18 protein-coding genes are annotated in these 18,175 nt (G+C 34.0%); 2 read left to right on the forward strand and 16 right to left on the reverse strand.

What is annotated here, in order from left to right:
• Positions 1 to 4: 4 nt before the first annotated feature.
• Both V6246_RS10390 and V6246_RS10395 read left to right on the forward strand, forming a co-directional pair.
• Positions 5 to 1,483 carry a DUF5687 family protein gene (locus V6246_RS10390; RefSeq protein WP_341560397.1) on the forward strand — a complete coding sequence of 493 codons (1,479 nt, stop codon included), beginning with the start codon at positions 5 to 7 and terminating at the stop codon, positions 1,481 to 1,483.
• A gap of 9 nt (positions 1,484 to 1,492) precedes the next feature.
• Positions 1,493 to 2,200, forward strand: coding sequence for an ABC transporter ATP-binding protein (locus V6246_RS10395; protein WP_341560398.1), 708 nt, complete (start codon positions 1,493 to 1,495; stop codon positions 2,198 to 2,200).
• 1 nt (position 2,201) lies between these two features.
• Here V6246_RS10395 and V6246_RS10400 read toward each other — a convergent pair whose 3' ends face one another.
• The 16 genes from V6246_RS10400 to porW all read right to left on the reverse strand — a co-directional run bounded on the left by V6246_RS10400 (position 2,202) and on the right by porW (position 18,091).
• The gene (locus tag V6246_RS10400) at positions 2,202 to 3,431 is read right to left on the reverse strand and encodes a murein hydrolase activator EnvC family protein (protein WP_341560399.1); all 1,230 of its coding nucleotides are present in this window, start codon (positions 3,429 to 3,431) and stop codon (positions 2,202 to 2,204) included.
• On the reverse strand, positions 3,428 to 4,198 hold the full coding sequence (locus V6246_RS10405) for a DUF4292 domain-containing protein (protein ID WP_341560400.1): 771 nt from the start codon (positions 4,196 to 4,198) through the stop codon (positions 3,428 to 3,430). Before V6246_RS10405 ends, V6246_RS10400 begins: the two co-directional genes overlap by 4 nt.
• On the reverse strand, positions 4,198 to 5,553 hold the full coding sequence (locus V6246_RS10410) for a tetratricopeptide repeat protein (protein ID WP_341560401.1): 1,356 nt from the start codon (positions 5,551 to 5,553) through the stop codon (positions 4,198 to 4,200). Before V6246_RS10410 ends, V6246_RS10405 begins: the two co-directional genes overlap by 1 nt.
• A gap of 193 nt (positions 5,554 to 5,746) precedes the next feature.
• The gene (locus V6246_RS10415) at positions 5,747 to 6,766 is read right to left on the reverse strand and encodes a sugar phosphate nucleotidyltransferase (protein WP_341560402.1); all 1,020 of its coding nucleotides are present in this window, start codon (positions 6,764 to 6,766) and stop codon (positions 5,747 to 5,749) included.
• A 292-nt stretch (positions 6,767 to 7,058) separates the two neighbouring features.
• The gene (gene dut / locus V6246_RS10420) at positions 7,059 to 7,493 is read right to left on the reverse strand and encodes a dUTP diphosphatase (RefSeq protein WP_341560403.1); all 435 of its coding nucleotides are present in this window, start codon (positions 7,491 to 7,493) and stop codon (positions 7,059 to 7,061) included.
• 16 nt (positions 7,494 to 7,509) lie between these two features.
• Positions 7,510 to 8,973, reverse strand: a complete 1,464-nt coding sequence (locus V6246_RS10425) for an oligosaccharide flippase family protein (RefSeq protein WP_341560404.1) — start codon at positions 8,971 to 8,973, stop codon at positions 7,510 to 7,512.
• Between the two features lie 285 nt (positions 8,974 to 9,258).
• Positions 9,259 to 10,119, reverse strand: a complete 861-nt coding sequence (gene atpG / locus V6246_RS10430) for an ATP synthase F1 subunit gamma (RefSeq protein ID WP_341560405.1) — start codon at positions 10,117 to 10,119, stop codon at positions 9,259 to 9,261.
• Positions 10,120 to 10,222: 103 nt separating this feature from the next.
• Positions 10,223 to 11,803 carry a F0F1 ATP synthase subunit alpha gene (gene atpA, locus V6246_RS10435; RefSeq protein ID WP_341560406.1) on the reverse strand — a complete coding sequence of 527 codons (1,581 nt, stop codon included), beginning with the start codon at positions 11,801 to 11,803 and terminating at the stop codon, positions 10,223 to 10,225.
• A 27-nt stretch (positions 11,804 to 11,830) separates the two neighbouring features.
• A complete protein-coding gene (gene atpH / locus V6246_RS10440; RefSeq protein ID WP_042504077.1) occupies positions 11,831 to 12,367 on the reverse strand; it encodes an ATP synthase F1 subunit delta in 537 nt (178 codons plus the stop codon).
• A gap of 6 nt (positions 12,368 to 12,373) precedes the next feature.
• Positions 12,374 to 12,874: a F0F1 ATP synthase subunit B gene (locus tag V6246_RS10445; protein ID WP_042500727.1), complete on the reverse strand. Its 501-nt coding sequence runs from the start codon at positions 12,872 to 12,874 to the stop codon at positions 12,374 to 12,376.
• A gap of 105 nt (positions 12,875 to 12,979) precedes the next feature.
• A complete protein-coding gene (atpE, locus tag V6246_RS10450; RefSeq protein ID WP_004569351.1) occupies positions 12,980 to 13,168 on the reverse strand; it encodes an ATP synthase F0 subunit C in 189 nt (62 codons plus the stop codon).
• 82 nt (positions 13,169 to 13,250) lie between these two features.
• Positions 13,251 to 14,366, reverse strand: a complete 1,116-nt coding sequence (gene atpB, locus V6246_RS10455) for a F0F1 ATP synthase subunit A (protein ID WP_341560407.1) — start codon at positions 14,364 to 14,366, stop codon at positions 13,251 to 13,253.
• Positions 14,367 to 14,501: 135 nt separating this feature from the next.
• Complete coding sequence (locus tag V6246_RS10460) at positions 14,502 to 14,873, reverse strand: DUF6168 family protein (RefSeq protein ID WP_341560408.1); 372 nt, start codon at positions 14,871 to 14,873, stop codon at positions 14,502 to 14,504.
• Entirely contained in the window at positions 14,873 to 15,124 is a 252-nt protein-coding gene (locus V6246_RS10465) for an AtpZ/AtpI family protein (RefSeq protein WP_159018842.1), read from the reverse strand. The genes V6246_RS10460 and V6246_RS10465 overlap by 1 nt, the downstream gene beginning before the upstream one ends.
• The gene (locus V6246_RS10470) at positions 15,096 to 15,470 is read right to left on the reverse strand and encodes a bactofilin family protein (RefSeq protein WP_410488896.1); all 375 of its coding nucleotides are present in this window, start codon (positions 15,468 to 15,470) and stop codon (positions 15,096 to 15,098) included. Before V6246_RS10470 ends, V6246_RS10465 begins: the two co-directional genes overlap by 29 nt.
• Positions 15,471 to 15,511: 41 nt before the next feature.
• Entirely contained in the window at positions 15,512 to 18,091 is a 2,580-nt protein-coding gene (gene porW, locus V6246_RS10475) for a type IX secretion system periplasmic lipoprotein PorW/SprE (RefSeq protein ID WP_341560409.1), read from the reverse strand.
• Between the last annotated feature and the right edge of the window lie 84 nt (positions 18,092 to 18,175).

An 18,175-nucleotide genomic window follows, 5' to 3' on the forward strand; every position in this document is an offset into this window, starting at 1 on the left:
TAACATGATTAAACTATTTTTAAGTTTAGAATGGAAAGCATTTTTTAGATCTGCCGATTTTGGTAAAGGGCTTGCTTTAAAAGTTTTAATGGGCTTTTTTGCACTATACTTAGTGGGCATGTTTTTGTTAATAGGCATTGCTGTTTACCCTTTTTTGAATGATAAATTTCCAGATCAGAATCCATTTTTAACCGTAAATAGTTTTTTGTTTTACTGGGTATTGGGCGATTTGGTGTTACGGTTTTTTATGCAGAAACTACCAGTAATGAGCGTTAAGCCATTACTTACCCTACCTGTTAAACGAAGTCAAATTGTAAATTATGTATTGCGAAAATCGGTGTTTTCATTTTTTAATGCATTACCGCTTTTCGCAATTATTCCTTTCGGGATTACCTTAATATTTAACGACTATCCAACAACGTCTGTTTTGTTTTGGATGCTTGCATTGGTTATTACAACCTTAATAATTAATTTTTTAAACTTCATTATTGAAAGCTTTTCTGCAGAATACGAGCTTTCGTTTTTACCAATAATAGCTTTGGTTGTCGCTTTATATGCCTTAGACTATTTTCAAATTATTTCTTTAAGCACTTTAGTTTCTAGTGGGTTTCAAGCTATTTATAACACGCCTGGTTTTATTGGAATACTTATTGCTATTTTAGTTGGGCTTTATCTTTTCAATTTTAAATTACTGAAACAAAAACTGTTTTTGGATAGTGGTTTAAAAACTAAAATTAAGGAAGTACAAACTTCAAATTTAGACTGGACAAGAAGCTTTGGAGATGTGGCGCCTTTTATGCAATTAGATTTAAAATTGTTATGGCGAAATAAACGTACCAGATCTTCATTATGGATGCTAGGCATGGGGTTATTATACGGTTTGATGTTTTATCCAGATCAGAAATATATGGAAATGCCTTGGATGTATGCCTTTGTTGGCATTTTTGTAACAGGTATCTTTTTAATTAATTTCGGACAATTTATTCCGGCCTGGGATAGTGGATATTACAAACTCTTAATGAGTCAAAATATTAAGTACGAAAATTATTTAAAGTCCAAATTCACCTTAATGACGTTAAGCGTTATTATCCTTTTCGTGCTAAGTATTCCGTATGTATATTTTGGATGGAAAATTTTATTAGCACAATTTGTAGCGGCCATTTATAACATTGGTGTAAATACGCATGTTATTTTAATTGGAGGCTCATACAATAGAAAAAAAATTAACCTCGATCAAAAAGCGGCTTTTAATTTCCAAGGGACTGGGGCTGTGCAATGGTTAATTGGTATACCGCTTATGTTTGTGCCTTTGGCCATATTCGGTATTACGTATGCTATTAGTAGTTTTGAAATAGCATGTTTGGTGTTGGGCTTATTAGGTGTGATTGGTATTTTGCTTCATCAAAAAATAATGACATTTATTACCAATAAATACGTAAACTCCAAGTATAAAATGATTGATGCTTTCGATCAGGATAATTAAAAATATATTATGATAACAACATCAAATTTATCGAAAACATACAGCGGAAATCAGGTTTTAAACATTGAATCTCTAGATATTCCAAAAGGGCAGAGTTTTGGCTTAGTGGGTAATAATGGCGCTGGTAAAACCACGTATTTCAGCTTGCTTTTAGATTTAATTCAACCGACTACAGGTTTTATTAAAAGTAACGATGTGCAGGTGGATAAAAGTGAAGATTGGAAACCGTTTACATCAGCTTTTATAGACGAAACCTTTTTAATTGGGTATCTAACACCCGAAGAGTATTTCTATTTTATAGGAGAACTTCGGAATCAAAATAAGGCCGATGTGGATGCTTTGGTTGCACAATTTTCAGATTTTTTTCACGATGAAATTTTAGGAAAAAAGAAGTTTTTACGCGATTTAAGTAAAGGGAATCAAAAGAAAGCCGGTATTGTAGCCGCATTAATTGGCAACCCTGAGGTTATTATTTTAGATGAACCTTTTGCAAACCTAGATCCAACTACACAAATTAGACTAAAAGGCATTATTAAAAACCTTGCCGAAAAACAGGGCGTTACCGTTTTAGTCTCTAGTCACGACTTATCGCACGTAACCGATGTTTGCGAGCGCATTGTTGTTTTAGAAAAAGGAACGATAGTAAAAGATTTACAAACCAGTGAAGCTACCTTAAAAGAGTTAGAACTACATTTTTCGGGTGGGGCAGAGGTGTAGTTTACATTTTATAAATCCAACTCGATGGATTTTGTGTGTCCGTATCTTTGGAAATTACAAAACTCAAAATGGTTTCGCCTGTTGAAGGGTTGGTAAATACCTCGCCAATATCTTGTTTGGTTGTTACTTTATCTCCTGCTTTTACGTAAATTTTAGATAAGTTTTTATAGTACGTAATATAATTTCCGTGCTGTATAATTACAAACGGATTTACATTTTTGTTGGCCACTACACCAATAACTTCGCCATTAAAAACAGCTCTAGCTTTAGCGCCCTTTTCGGTTGCAATACGTACACCGTTACTGTTTATGGTTAACGATTTTATTACGGGGTGTGGTTGCTTACCGTAGCCCATTTGTACAACACCTTTGCTTACTGGCCAAACTAATTTACCACGGTTGGCTTCAAAGTTTTTGGCTAAGGCTAAACCTTCTGGTGTTAATGCAAATGTTTTTGAACTCGAAGATTTTCCAGCTTTTTTATTAGATTTAGCAATAGCGGCTCTAATAATTTTATTTATTTCGGCATCAATGCGTCGGGCTTCTTTTTCTTTATCTTTAATTTGATTAGCGTAGCGCGAAATATTACTCTGAATTTCTTTCATTAAAGCCTGTTGCTGTTTACGCTCGCTTTCTAAAGATTTTTGAGTAACCTTATTTTCAGCAATTAAATTATTTTTCTCCTCCTTTTGCTTTAATAAGTTGGTGTTTATGTCTTGTAACTCCTTTGTTTTTGCCTTTATAGTCTCACCTTGTTTTTTTTGATGGTCGGCATATTGCTGCATATACTGCACACGCTTGTAGGCTTGCTTAAAATTATTAGACGATAATAAAAACATAATCCTACTTTGTTGATTTTTGCTTTTATACGACTTAACAATCATAGCAGCGTATTCTGCCTTCAATTGCTTGAGTTCGTCTCTTAAACTCGTTATTTTGCTCTGATTCGTGTTTATTTCGCGTGTTAATAAGTTGGCTTGGCGGTTGGTTACTTTTATCAAATTATCCAACACATTTATTTTGTGATTAAAATCTTCAATTAAAGAAAGTTTCGATTTCGCTATCGTTTTATTTTCGGTACGTAATTCGTTTATTTTCTGAATTTCGCGACGCAGCTCTTGGCGACGCGTTTCTAGCTCTTTTTGTTTATTGTTTTGAGAAAAACTAAGAGAGCTACAAAGCAAAAAGCCTAGTAGAAAAATTATTTTATATGAAGATTTTCCTAAAATCATTCCAATTCAATTTTTTTGAAACCTGAAGGTATCTTAAACGGAAAACGTAAGTCTTCGTTTAATGTTACACTTTTAAATTCTAGATTTATAATGGTTTCTTCGTTGCCTTCTACAGCAATAACTTTTATGTTTTCTGGCAGTATTTGTTTCTCTACTTCCTGATGCGATAAATAATCAATTTGTAGATGTCTAAATTCTTTAGGCTGACTTATTTGTTGCGATTTCACTTTAAAAAGAGAAGGGTCTATTAAAAAGAAAATCTCAAACAAAAGCTGTTGTTTCTTAGGTTGCAGAATATAAGTGTCATCGTTAACCGAAGCCGTGTAACTTCCATTTTTTAAATCGAAAATAGCATCACCTAAAAGTAAGTTTTGCACCTTTTGAAAATCTAATTCCGTACCCAATAATTTACTTAAATATGAAAAATCGCCTTCAAAATAAGTGTTGTCTAGTTTATTATAAAATCCAACTTTTTCTGGAGTTATCATCGCTCTAATAACAGAAAACGGTGCGTTCATCCACAGTACTTCATCTTTTTTAGCTCTAAAGCTAACACTGTTGGTTTGCGATTTTCCGTTTTTATTAAAGTTAATTCTAAGTTTAGCTTGTAATGTTTTAAAATCCGGACTCTGCTTGCTGTTTTCTTTTATAACCGCTTTGGTAGATAGGCTTAAATTATCAGCGCCACCAGTAACCGTTCGTGCCGATTTACAGCTAAAACTTAAAAGCAGAATAATACTTAAAACGTAATATATAGGTTTGTTCATTAATTTTTTAATTGTTGTGCCTTATCACTAAACGTTTGCGCTTTGGCAGTATTGTTTAAAAGCGTGTAAGCTTTGCTTAATTGATTGTAAAAATCAGCCTCCATTTTAACATCATCAATAATATAATCTAATCCAATTTCTAAAGCTTCAATAGCTTCTTTAGGTTGGTTGAGGTTATTTAAAGCCACACCATTTACTAGATATAATAAAGGCTGCGATGGATATTTTTCTAAAGCTTCGCTGCTTTCTGCTTGCACGGCTTTAAAGTTCTGCAAATCAATTTTAAGCAACAAAATATTTTTTAAAACGGCAAAATTATTACCGTCTTGCTCTAGTGCTTTTTCAAAATATTCTAAAGCTTTAGTTTTGTTGTTTTTAGATAAATAATATTGTCCCATTTCTAACAGCGATTTCTCGTTGTCTTCTTCGGTGACCAAAGCTGTAGCTTCTAGTAAATCCGCTTCATATTGTGGGTTTTGCTTAACGAAATTAACAAAGTCAGATAATACTTTTACCTTAGCCTCAGGTTTTATTTGTGTGCTTTGCACAACAACCTTCATCGATTCTATAGCTTTATCCGCATTGTTTTCATCTAAATAGAATTTGTACAAAGCTAAATGTACAAGCTGCGAATTTGGGTTGTTTTCAAGAAGTTCCTTTGCGGTTTCAAAAGCTTTTTCTTTATTATTGTTTTCGCTGTAGCGGAAAATTAAAGCTAAATAGTTCGATTCTTTATCGGGATTATTTTCAACTCGAGACTCTAAATTTTCTATTTGATCTTTTTTTCTGCCTGTGGCTTCGTATGCTATATTTCGCATACGGTCTCTATCTATAGAAACACCAAGCTCAGTATCCAACTCATCTAAAAGTAGTAGAGCTTCATCATAACGCTTTGTTTTTACGTAAAGCGATGCCAAATCCTCTTTATAATCTGGATGATAACTAACTAATTGTTTAACCGTTTTAATAGCATTATCCAAATCGTTTTGTCCAGCATAAAAGCCATAAAGCTCATCTAGAAACCATTCATTATCTGGTTCTAAATCGACTGCTTTTTTTAGAGACTCTTCGGCAGAATTATAATTTTTAAGTTTATAATAGCTTTTTCCTAATTCAAAATGTAAAACAGGAATAGATTGGTTTAATGCAATACATTTTTGAAAACCTTCCGCAGCACGATCGAAATTCTCAATACTTTTTTGCTTTAAAGCTTCGTAAAATAACTCCTGAAAAGCATCTTCATTATTTCCTAAATCGTCGTCGGGAGGTTTATTTAAATCCACTTGCGCATAGTTTATCTGCGGAAGTAAAAACATTCCGAAGAGAAAAAATAATATGTAGATGTTTCTTTTCATTACTTTTAATTTGGGCGTTACCTAAAGGTCGGGCTTTACGTTACAAGTCCTCGCACCTCCTTACGTCGGGCTGTGGGCTTTTCTCTGCAATCCCTAACGCGAACTAATCCGCGGTAATTACGCTTTGGTCGTCAGTCAAATAATATCTATGAGCACTATTTGATAAGATTCCCCTTTTCGAGGGAATTAAAATTTATTCTAATACTGAATAATCACCAATACTAATGCTTGTAAAATCCCCATCGTATTTTACGTGATTTCCAATCATAGCATTATCCAAATTCGCATTTTTAATAGTCGAGTTTGTTTGAATTAAACTGTTTTTAATAGTCGAATTTTCTATAACCGTATTGTTTCCGATAGAAACAAAAGGGCCTACAGTCGCATCTTTTAGCACAACATTTTCACCAATAAAACAAGGTTCTATAATGTTAGAGTTTTCTAGTTTAGCCGATGTTGCAACTAATTGCTCTTCTCCATCAGCTTTTAAAAAGCCTAACATACGTTGGTTAGTTTCTATAGTAATGGCTTTGTTTCCACAATCCATCCACTCATCAACAGTTCCGGTTTTAAATACTTTACCGTCTGCCATCATGCGTTTTATACCATCGTTAATTTGGTATTCGCCACCATTCATAATATTTTCATCAAGAATTTCTTGAAGTTTTCCTTTTAAAACAGCAACATCTTTAAAGTAATAAATACCAATTACTGCTTGGTCGCTAACAAAAGATTCTGGTTTTTCAACAAGTTCAACAATTTCTTGGTTATCGTTTAATTTTACCACACCATAAGCTTCTGGGTTTTTTACTTGCTTGGTCCAAATAACACTATCGGCAGCCGGATCTAAATCGAATTCAGCACGAATTAAAGTATCGGCATAAGCAATAACTGCAGGGCCAGAAAGCGAAGGTTCTGCACACATAATAGCGTGGCCAGTACCTAATGGTTTATCTTGACGGTAAATAGAAGCTTTTGCGCCTAAGTTTTCGGCAAGGGCTTTTAAGCTTTCTACAACATCGTCTCCAAACCAAGCAGGATCGCCTAAAACAAAGGCAATTTCTTCTATGGGTTGTTTTAAAACTTTGGCGATATCTTTTACCAAACGGTGTACAATAGGTTGTCCGGCAACAGGAATTAATGGTTTTGGTACTGTTAAACTGTGAGGGCGTAAACGCGATCCGCGTCCGGCCATTGGTACTATTATTTTCATAATTTTATGCCTGCGAAAGCAGGTATCTATTAGTTAAACTTAATTCCAAAAACACCGATGTTTATCGGTTGGAATTTTTTATTCTCTTATTTTATTAAAGTTTAAATTCCAATTGAAGCTTAAATCTGCCCAACTCGGTTTCATGTCTTCAATTAATTTAATTTTCCAATCTCTTTTCCATTTCTTAAATTGTCTCTCTCTCTTTTTTCGGTGAGAGCTCCATTCTCGATGGTTTCAAAATAAACGAGACAGCTACAATTATATTTCGCTGTAAAAGAGCTAGGGTTAACTTTTATTTCACACCCGTACTTCCAAATCCGCCTTCGCCTCTTGAGGTTTCAGATAATTCTTCAACAGATATCCACTCCGCACGTTCGTGTTTTGCAATAACGAGTTGTGCAATGCGTTCACCGTTTTCGATAACGAAATCTTCATTAGAAATATTAACTAATATAACTCCAATTTCTCCACGGTAATCTGCATCAATGGTTCCTGGTGCGTTTAAAACGGTTACACCTTTTTTTGCAGCCAACCCACTACGTGGACGAACTTGAGCTTCAAAACCTATTGGTAATTCAATAAATAGACCTGTTTTAACAATTGTTCTTGCTAATGGTTTTAAGGTAATAGCTTCTGTTATATTTGCGCGTAAATCCATACCGGCCGATGCTATGGTTTCATAGTGCGGTAACTCGTGGTTAGATTTATTTATTATTTTTATCTCCATCTGTTTTACTTACGTTTTACTTCGTTTTTAAGATTTTTTTGATGTCATCTTTCTCTGAAAAATAAACGATTCCCAAAAATACAATTAACATTGATATGCCTACAACATAATCACCTCTAAATTGATAAAAGGATAATATGGATAGACCAATGGAGAGTATTAGGTACATTAGTATTTTTTTTAGATTGTAGGGTATAGGGTAATATTTTCTTCCGAAGTAATAAGATAAAACCATCATAACAGCATAGGCTGATAGCGTTGCAACTGCCGATGCCTTATAACTGAATTCTTTGATGAATATAATATTAATAGTTAAGGTTATTATTGCACCAACAATAGAAATATATGCTCCAAATTTGGTTTTATCGGTGACTTTATACCAAACAGATAGGTTATGATAAATACCTAAAAAGAAGTTGGCCATTAAAATTATAGGAACTACCCACATAGCTTCCCAATAATCTTCACTTCTAACAATTATAGGTTTCAATATATCCGCAAAAACGACAACGCCTAATAAAATTATAGAACCTAATGCAACATAGAATTCTAATATTCTTGCGTAATTTTTTTGCGGATTTTCGCTTTTAGCATGGCTAAAAAAATAAGGTTCGATACCTAATCGATAAGCTGTAGCAAAAAGTGTCATAAACAGGGCGAGTTTATAACATGCCGAATACATACCGATATCTACATCGGCAATATGTTTAGGAAGAAGCTCTTTAAGAAGAATTCTATCAAATGTTTCGTTAATTGAAAATGCTACGCCGGCAATTAAAACCGGATAGGCATAACACATCATACGTTTCCAAAGTTCTTTGTTGAAGACGTATTTAATTTTTGTGTAAAACGGAAACATTAGAAGTAGTGTGATACCACTTGATATAAGATTTGCTATGAAAATATAACTGATTTCGAAATTTTCTATATAAATGCTGTTGAAGAAAGAAAAGTTATTTGATAAATCTTTTAAAGCTAGGAGAAAGAAGAGGTTTAAACCTAAGTTTATGGCGACGTTTAATATTTTGATAATGGCGTAACGCAGGGGCTGTTGTGTGGCACGTAACCATGCGAAAGGTATGATAACAAGGGCGTCGCATAGTAATATCCAAATAACGATGTTAATATACTTAACATCTATATCTATAAATGAAGCGATTTGATTTTGAAAAATAAGCGCTATAGTAAAGAAGCTGATGGATGATATAACCAAGGATATAGCAGAGGTCCCTGTAACGCTATTTTTATCTTCTTCCTTGTTGAAAAACCTAAAGAATGCGGTTTCCATACCATAAGCTAAAATAACATTGAATAGAACAAAGTATGAGAAAATCACCGAAACTTCTCCATATTCACTTACGGAAGAAAGTACACCATCGCTTGTGTAAAGAGGAACAAGCATAAAACTCAACATTCTCGGTAAAACCGTCGCTAGGCCATAAATGAATGTTTGCTTGAAAAGTGATTTTAGTGCGCTCAATGCTAGTTGTTTTGTGGTGTTAAAAGTACGTTTTTAGAGAATGCCATGCAAAGATAAGTTATTGCTTGTTTTATGCCGGTTAATAGCTGTAAGTGGCGCTTTATTAGGTTATGATGTATTAATAAAATCATGAAATGGGGCGAGGCCTTTTTTAAGTTTAAGAATTAGAACTAAAAAAATCCCCTTCAAGTTTATAACCTGAAGGGGATTTTGAATTTTATTAAATGCGTTATCTAATTGTTCAATACTGTCGCTATTGAGATTTGACTTCGCTAAAGCTTCAGTCTAATTGTTCAATGCTTCTGCACCACCCACAATTTCTAAGATTTCGTTTGTAATAGATGCTTGACGTGCTTTGTTGTACGTTAATTTAAGCTGATCTCTTAATTCGGTTGCGTTATCTGTTGCTTTGTGCATAGCCGTCATACGAGCGCCATGTTCACTTGCAAAAGAATCGCGAATACCTTTGTATAATTGTGTTTTTAAGGACTTAGGAATTAACTGCTCTACGATTTCTAATTTCGATGGTTCGAAAACATAATCTGAAGTGTTAGCTGCTTCGCCTGCTACAGGTACAATTGGTAAAAATTGCTCGGTAGTTACAATTTGAGTTGCCGCATTTTTAAATTTATTATAAATGATATCGATTTTATCGAATTCACCAGTAATAAATTTATCCATTAACATTTCAGCAATTTCAGCAACGTTATCAAACGTTAAGTCATCGTAAATATCACTTTTGTTATCTATAACATTATTAGTTTTCTTAAAGGCATCATTTCCCTTTTTACCTATAGCAAGATAAGATACTTCTTGGTTTGCATAAGTTCCAGAAGTCATTTTCGTAACTTCTTTAATAATGTTAGAGTTAAAAGCACCTGCTAAACCTCTATTAGAGGTTATAGTTACAATTAATACTTTTTTTACTTCACGTTGTGTGGCGTATGCGCTTCCAGAATCAGCATCTAAAGTGGCACTCAAACTTTGTAAAAGTTCGGTTAACTTATCTGAATAAGGACGCATAGCTGTAATAGCATCTTGTGCCTTTTTTAACTTTGCAGCCGATACCATTTTCATGGCACTGGTAATTTGCATCGTTGAAGATACCGATGATATTCTGTTACGTATTTCTTTAAGATTAGCCATTCTTTATTTTATAAAGACTCTGCGATTGCCCTCAGAGTGACATTAATTTTATAATTTAAATTTGAAGTTATGAGCTTCTATAAACTCATAACTTCAAACTGTTTTATGCTTTGTATTTAGCTGAAAGTTCTTTACAAACAGAAATTAATGTGTCTGTAACAGTATCAGTTAATTTACCTGCTTTTAAAGTAGCTAATACATCACTATGCTTAGCGTTTAAGAATTCAATAAAATCTCTTTCAAATTCTTTTACTTTTTCAACAGGAACGTCTTTTAATAAGTTTTTAGAACCAGCGTAGATAATTGCTACTTGATCTTCTACTTTAAAAGGATCGTTTTGACCTTGCTTTAAGATTTCTACGTTACGTTTACCTTTGTTAATTACGTTTAAAGTAACCGCATCTAAATCTGAACCAAACTTAGCGAAAGCTTCTAGCTCACGGTATTGTGCTTGATCTAATTTTAAAGTACCAGATACTTTTTTCATAGATTTAATCTGTGCATTACCACCAACACGAGATACAGAAATACCTACGTTAATTGCTGGACGAACACCAGAGTTAAATAAATCTCCATCTAAGAAAATTTGCCCATCAGTAATAGAAATTACGTTTGTTGGGATATAAGCAGAAACATCACCTGCTTGAGTTTCAATAATTGGCAATGCAGTTAAAGACCCACCTCCTTTTACAATTGGTTTTAACGACTCTGGTAAGTCATTCATTTCTCTAGCAATTGCATCGTTATTAATAACTTTTGCAGAACGCTCTAATAAACGAGAGTGTAAATAAAATACATCTCCAGGATATGCCTCACGTCCCGGTGGACGTCTTAATAATAAAGATACCTCACGGTAAGCAACTGCTTGTTTTGATAAATCATCAAAAACAATTAAAGCTGGTCTACCAGTATCTCTAAAGTACTCTCCAATAGATGCTCCAGTAAATGGTGCATATACTTGCATTGCAGCAGGATCTGATGCATTTGCAGCTACTATTGTTGTGTAAGCTAAAGCGCCTTTTTCTTCTAAAGTTTTAGCAATAAGTGCTACTGTTGAAGCCTTTTGACCTACAGCAACATATATACAATATACAGGCTCGCCTGCATCGTAAAATTCTTTTTGATTTAAGATAGCATCGATACAAACTGCAGTCTTACCAGTTTGTCTGTCACCAATTACCAACTCACGTTGACCTCTACCAACTGGGATCATAGCATCAATTGCTTTAATACCTGTTTGTAATGGTTCTGTTACTGGCTCTCTATAGATAACACCAGGAGCTTTACGCTCTAAAGGCATCTCATAAGTTGTTCCAGCAATAGGTCCTTTACCATCAATTGGGTTACCTAAAGTATCTACAACACGACCAACAATACCTTCTCCTACTTTCACAGAAGCAATACGGTTAGTACGTTTTACTGTAGAACCTTCTCTAACTCCTACTGAAGTTCCTAAAAGTACAATACCTACATTATCCTCTTCAAGGTTAAGTACGATACCTTCTAATCCGCCTTCGAATTCTACTAATTCACCATATTGTGCATTAGCTAATCCGTAAGCACGAACAATACCGTCACCTACTGTTAATACAGTTCCTACTTCGTCTAATGAAGCGCTTGCCTCAAAACCCGAAAGTTGTTGTTTTAAGATTGCTGATATTTCAGCTGGTTTTACTTCTGCCATCTTATTGTTTATTTAGATCTAAAGACCTTAGTTTAATGTAAATTCTCTTTTTAATTTGTTAAGCTGATTGGCAACACTTGCGTTGTATTGCAAATCTCCAATACGTAAAATGAAACCACCTAAAATGTCTTCATCTATAATGTTTTCTACTTCAACATCTTTTCCTGTAAGGGTTTTAGCTTTTTCTAAAACACGCTTCTTTAAATCGTCTGTTAACGCTACTGCTGTCGTAACGGTAGCAACTTCAACACCTTTAGATTTATCTAATAACTCACCATATTTTACTGCGATATCGCCTAAAATATTAATTCGGTTGTTCGTTACTAAAGTATCAATTAAGTTATTTGTTGATTTATCAGCGTTTTTAAAAACTTCTAATAAAGTCGATTTTTTAATTGAAGAAGGAATTACAGGGCTTTGAAGTGCTTCGCTTAAATCTTTACTTGTTGCCAAAGTATTAGCGATTAGCTTCATATCATTACCAACAACTTCTGTTGTGTTTTGATCTGATGCTAAACTTAATAATGCTTTAGCGTAACGTATTGCTGCTCTTGCTCCCGCCATTATAATTTAGTTTAATGATTTTTCAGCTAACATAGTTTCAACCAATTGTAATTGCTTGTCTTTGTTAGATAATTCAGTACGCATTACTTTTTCGGCAATTTCTAAAGAAATACCAGCAACGTGATTTTTAAGTTCGGCTAAAGCGGCTTTCTTTTCACCTTCGATAGCAGCTTGTGCTTGAGCTATCATTTTGTTAGCTTGACCTTCTGCTTCAGACTTAGCGTCCTCAATCATTTTATTTTTCATCTCGCGTGCTTCTTTAAGCATCTCTTCGCGTTCTGCTCTAGCTTCTTGCAATAACTTTTGGTTATCGGCTTGAAGGTTTTGCATTTCTAATTTTGCTTTTTCGGCAGAATCTAATGCGTTTTGGATACCATCTTCTCTAGACTGTAAAGAGTCTAAAATTGGTTTCCAAGCAAATTTTCTCATTAATACTATTAATATTAATAAGATAATGGCTTGCATAAAAAATAAGCCTGGCGAAAAATCATGTAATAACTGATCCATGTAAAACTATAAATTAGTTGTTATTTGTTTTTGTTTAATTTTAAAAAACAGGTCCTGTAACCAACCGTTACAGGAATCTGTTCTTTTTTGTTTTTTAGGAAATTCTTATTTCCCTAAGATTAATGCACCGAATGCTAAACCTTCTAATAAGGCTCCAATGATGATCATTGCAGTTTGGATTTTTCCAGCTGCTTCAGGTTGACGAGCAATACCTTCCATTGCTTTTCCACCAATTTGACCTAATCCGATACCACCACCGATAACGATTAATCCTGCTCCAATTAAATTGTACATACTAATTTGATTTTTATAAATATTAATTAAACAAATTCTGTTTTGGATTTCAACTTTCATTGAAATCATTTCATTTTAGTTATTAGTGATGATCGTCGTGTTCTTCGACAGCCATACCAATAAATAACGATGATAACATCGTGAAAATAAACGCTTGTAAAAACGCTACTAATATCTCAATTACCATTATAAATAACGATAATGCTAACGACATTCCTGTAGAAACCACAGGTCCGAAAGATGCTTTTAATGTTATTGTTAATGCAATTAAGCTCATTACAACAAAGTGACCCGCAGTAATGTTTGCGAATAAACGTATTAATAATGAAAATGGCTTAATAATTACAAAACCAACTAGCTCAATAACTGCTAATATAGGGCGTAATATATAAGGAACTCCTGGCATCCATAATGTGTGTGCCCAAAAATCTTTAGTGCCACTAAACATATAGATAACAACTGTAAATAATGCTAAACAGGCTGTTACAGCTATTTGCCCTGTTACGTTAAAACCAAGTGGAGTTAAACCTAATAAATTTAATATCCAGATAAAGAAGAATACAGTTAGCAAGAAGCCCATAAATTTACGGTACTTTTTCTCTCCAATATTTGGTTTTGCTATTTCATCACGAACGTAGATTACTAAAGGTTCTAATACTCTAGAAAATCCTTTTGGAATCGTTTTTCCTTTTTTATAACCTCTAGCTAATGCGCCAAAACCTAATAACATTAGGATACCAGTTAATAACATTCCGAAAACAGATTTTGTTATCGAGAAGTCTAAAACTTTGTGCGCGTTAGTAGCGTGGTGGTCTTCATCAAAGTTAATTGTAGAAGCTCCGCTTTCTAATTCGTATATTTTGCTGTGTAGTTTTACAAGTTTAGTATCGTCTTTATCAACGATTACCTTTCCAGCATCATCATGATGAAACTCAGATGACATAAATGTTTTTAAACCATTACTGGTCCAAACAATTACGGGTAAAGGAAAACTGTAATGTGTTCCAGATTCATTGTGCGTGTAGAAATGAAAATCGTGCGAATCCTTTAAGTGATGTGCAATATATTCATTAATTTCTTCTGCTGTATCTACTTTGTTTCCAGGTTTATGCTGCGCATCATCTCCATAAGAAGATATAGAAAACAACGCTAAAACTAAAACTGCTATAAAATTGATAGATTTTTTTGCCACCATCATACTTTTTCTAACTAATAAATTTATGCTCTGTAAATTTTGTGCAAATGTAAGTAATAATTTAAAAAAGTAAAGCCTTTTTTTTATTAGATTTTTCAAGAATAGAAAATTCTTAAAGAATTCTTAAAAAGTTAGTAATTACTTACTGTTTAAGAGCTTTGAAACTGCTATGGCTTCGGTGATTAAAAATAGAAATAATGGAATCACTAATCCAATGCGTTCCATTTGCGTCAAATTATCATTAGCAAAAACCGATGATTGAAAAATTAAAACAAAGGCTCCAATTTTAAAAAACATCAAAGTTAAGTAGGCGTAACCTGCTTGATTAGGCAATTTTTCTGCAACAAATTCTACGGTTGCGTAAACTATAACAGCCGCTATTAAATGGAATAGATATACAGAAAGCAACGAGAACGAAAGTGTTTCGGTGGTTAAGTAATTTTGAAGATTGAAGGCTATTAGGAATAATACTAAAAGAATAGCCGTTACAATTAAAATACGCTTAATCATTAAGGTTTGTTTTTGGTTTGGTCGCTGTTTGTTAAGTTGAGTACTTGTTTTATAACCGCATACATGGCAATAAAAACAGCAATTAAGGTCACTATTTTGTAATAGAGTTGGTTGGTGTTATTGAATTTTACATCTAGCCATTCACCCAATTTGCTACCTAAATAGATTGTTAAACCCATTTGGAGCGCAATAGATGAAAACCTGATAAACGGATTAAGCCGTTTATCCGATGGCTTTTGGTTGTCCGCCATCTTTCACTTGCTTTTTATGCCCTTGCATAGCACATGATACATTAAAGGTTGCCCCAGGTTCTACTGCTAGTTTTCCAACAACAACATCACCTTCAATATTTGCGGTAGATTTTAATGTTAGCGTGCCGGTTAAAGTAAGTGTGCCTAAAAAAGCGCCTTCAAAATGAGCATCTGTACCTTGTAAAGACCCTTTTATAGATCCCGATTTTCCAACAACAACTTTACCTGGAGTTGAAATATTACCTTCTACGGTGCCATCTATTCTAAAATCGCCTTCACTTTTTAAATCACCAACAATAATGGTTCCTTTTGCTACTATATTCTGGTTGGACGTTGCTTCTGCCATGTTCTTGTTTTTTTTATTATCTGAAAACATAATGAGTTTGGTTATTGGTTATTTGGGTTTAAGTAGGCCTCTAAATTTTTATGAATTTGAACGGTTTGATAATTCGCCGATGAAATTACGAAGAATGGTTTAACAATCCTCTTTTTATTTTTATCGGTTAACAGTTGTTTGAATGTTTTAGCAACGGCTTCGTTCTTTATGCCATGCACTAAAACAAAGGTTTTTTGCGGGTTATACAAGTCTACCGAAGATGACAATCGGTAATATTTAACCTCTTTTAAAACACTGTCTAGCTCTTTTTGAAAAGCCGAAATGTTGTTTCGTTCCGCATCTTTAAACTGAAAAACAACTTTGTAATGCGTAGTGACACTATCTATAGCTTCAACAAAATCGGTACTTGCTATTTTTGGAAGCACGTCGTTAATTATCTTTTGGGCTTGTTTACCTTCGTTAGTATTGGCATAGGTAACCGATAAATTATTAACACCTTCCTTAAAGGCCTCAAAGCCATTTAAACGACCGTTTGCGGTAGCTTTTAAAAGTTCTAACTTCGGAATAATAGGTTCGCCATCAAAACGTTTAATATAATCTTCACTTTTAGAAATAACCTCGGCATATTTTTGTTGTTCGTGTAAGTTGTATAGCGCTTCATATAAACTCTCTGGGCTATTTTCGTCTTTGTCTGAAACCAACTCTGGATGCTCTAAAATATTAGCATAACGCGATTCTGGATAGTTTTTAATAATTTCAGATTTTGCAATCGAAGCTTCTCCGTTTTCTCCTAAAAGCTCATATATTTTATATAAATTATATTTAGAAGGAAGAATTAATCGCTCTTCTGGGTTGCTTTCTAATAAATTTTGAAACTTACTTTTTGATAATTTATATTCTTTAAATTTCTCTTTGTAAATTAATCCGAGTTGATAATAAGCGTAGTTTCTTTCTTTTGAAATACTGTCTATTTCTTTTTCTTCCGAAGGAATTTTAGAAATATAAAATTGTGGATCAAATCGTTCTTCATCTGATGCTAAAGCAGACAGGTCGTTAGTGGATCCTGTAGTATTTGTACTTGTTGCTATACTGCCTTTGCTAGACCATCTCCAATTATCTTCTAAAGCGCGGTTGCCCCAAACTTTTACAAATTCATTTTTACCATAAGCTACCGTGGTAGGGTTGTAAAAATAAAATAAAGCAGCTTGCCCAGGTAAACCACCTCTAGCTCCAACAGCATTGGTTGCGCCAGGTATATTGTTAGCGGTAACTAAACCCGTGTTTGCATTACGTTCGGCAGCTTCGGCTTGTTCTTTTTCTTCTTCGGCTTTTTCTTTTAAATTGCTTACATAGCCTTCAAATAGGGCTAATCTTTCAGCTTCTGGTAAGTGTACTAAATTTAAAATACTATCGTTTGTTTTCGCGATAGCTTCATAATAAATAACATCTTCTAGGTTGTCGCGCTTACGTTTTATAACTCTAAACGGTTTAGAGTTTAAGGGTAAACTACTCATGGTGCTATCGAAATAAGCACCGGCTGTAGCGTATTCCGAGTTATCGAAAAACATATCGCCAATGGTTTCGTAGTTTTTTGCCTTTAGTAATCTGTCTGGTGAATTGGTGCGTAACGACTTATTGTAGTAAGCCATTGCTGAAGAATCGGAACCATTATTTAAATGAAATTCGCCAATTTGATGATAGATTTTATCTAAAAACGGACGATTCTCACGATTTTCTTCGAGTTTAGTAAGCAATTCTTGAGCTTCTAATTTGTTTCCATTTTCAAAATCGAAATTTTTAAATTTTTCAAGATAAGCGGTAATCATGTAGATTCTTGGCGTTCTGCGATTCAGGTCGATCACCTTATCAAAGGCCAAGTTTGCACTATCTTTTTCGTTTAATTGATTATAGAGTTGACCCTGAATAAAACGGTAACGCCCGCGCTCGTCATTGTTTTTTGTTGATGTCGATGCAATTTCTAATTGGGTAATTGCGCTGTCTATAGATTTTGTGTTTAAATAAGCTTGGGCTAGCATAGATGTAGCATCGGCTAAATCTTGACCTTCAAGTTGCTCTTGTTTTAAAAGGCGTTTTAGGTTTTTTATAGCCAACTCGTTATTGTCTAAACGCATGTTGGTTTTCTCTCGCCATACTTTGGCTTGGTTTATTTTATCGCTAGCTGGGTATTTGTAAAGTATGTAGTTAAAAGCTTCTATGGCTGGTACAAAACGTTGATCGAAATAACGCGCTTTACCAAGTAGCAAGTACGCTTCGTCCATTTGTGGGTTAATTTCTTTCCCTTTAATATTCATGCTATGCTTTTGTATGGCTTTAACAGCTTTTTCTTCGGCACGCGAAAAATTTTCGTTTTTAGATTGCCCAGGTAGCATCACTTCTTCCGAAATTTGCATACGCTCTATGGGTAAAACATCCCAGTAATTATCAAAATAAGCATCGTTTAAACTTATTCGTCCTTCTTCTAAAGCATTATAACCATTGTAAAGCGAGTTGAATTCTGCGGTAACTGCGTGAAAATTTCGATTAATAAATTTATCTTTTTTTCGCGAGCAGCTTACTACGAGAATAGTTGCTATTAATAGTGATAATATAGTTTTAAAAGATGTTTTCAATGCTGGTGTTTTTAGTCTAAAATAATAACAAGAAACTCAGGCTATTATTATATAGCGAGGTAAAAATAAGCATCTTTTTGGATT

The sequence above is a fragment of the Algibacter sp. TI.3.09 genome (assembly GCF_038154905.1).
Classification (GTDB): domain Bacteria; phylum Bacteroidota; class Bacteroidia; order Flavobacteriales; family Flavobacteriaceae; genus Algibacter.

Coding starts and splice junctions, on each gene's coding strand:
- V6246_RS10460 (WP_341560408.1), bottom strand. CDS start 14,873: ATGATTAAGCGTATTTTAATTGTAACGGCTATTCTTTTAGTATTATTC.
- V6246_RS10445 (WP_042500727.1), bottom strand. CDS start 12,874: ATGGATCAGTTATTACATGATTTTTCGCCAGGCTTATTTTTTATGCAA.
- V6246_RS10400 (WP_341560399.1), bottom strand. CDS start 3,431: ATGATTTTAGGAAAATCTTCATATAAAATAATTTTTCTACTAGGCTTT.
- atpB (WP_341560407.1), bottom strand. CDS start 14,366: ATGATGGTGGCAAAAAAATCTATCAATTTTATAGCAGTTTTAGTTTTA.
- V6246_RS10410 (WP_341560401.1), bottom strand. CDS start 5,553: ATGAAAAGAAACATCTACATATTATTTTTTCTCTTCGGAATGTTTTTA.
- atpH (WP_042504077.1), bottom strand. CDS start 12,367: ATGGCGGGAGCAAGAGCAGCAATACGTTACGCTAAAGCATTATTAAGT.
- V6246_RS10405 (WP_341560400.1), bottom strand. CDS start 4,198: ATGAACAAACCTATATATTACGTTTTAAGTATTATTCTGCTTTTAAGT.
- V6246_RS10465 (WP_159018842.1), bottom strand. CDS start 15,124: ATGGCGGACAACCAAAAGCCATCGGATAAACGGCTTAATCCGTTTATC.
- V6246_RS10470 (WP_410488896.1), bottom strand. CDS start 15,470: ATGGCAGAAGCAACGTCCAACCAGAATATAGTAGCAAAAGGAACCATT.
- atpE (WP_004569351.1), bottom strand. CDS start 13,168: ATGTACAATTTAATTGGAGCAGGATTAATCGTTATCGGTGGTGGTATC.
- atpG (WP_341560405.1), bottom strand. CDS start 10,119: ATGGCTAATCTTAAAGAAATACGTAACAGAATATCATCGGTATCTTCA.
- V6246_RS10390 (WP_341560397.1), top strand. CDS start 5: ATGATTAAACTATTTTTAAGTTTAGAATGGAAAGCATTTTTTAGATCT.
- V6246_RS10415 (WP_341560402.1), bottom strand. CDS start 6,766: ATGAAAATAATAGTACCAATGGCCGGACGCGGATCGCGTTTACGCCCT.
- dut (WP_341560403.1), bottom strand. CDS start 7,493: ATGGAGATAAAAATAATAAATAAATCTAACCACGAGTTACCGCACTAT.
- V6246_RS10395 (WP_341560398.1), top strand. CDS start 1,493: ATGATAACAACATCAAATTTATCGAAAACATACAGCGGAAATCAGGTT.
- atpA (WP_341560406.1), bottom strand. CDS start 11,803: ATGGCAGAAGTAAAACCAGCTGAAATATCAGCAATCTTAAAACAACAA.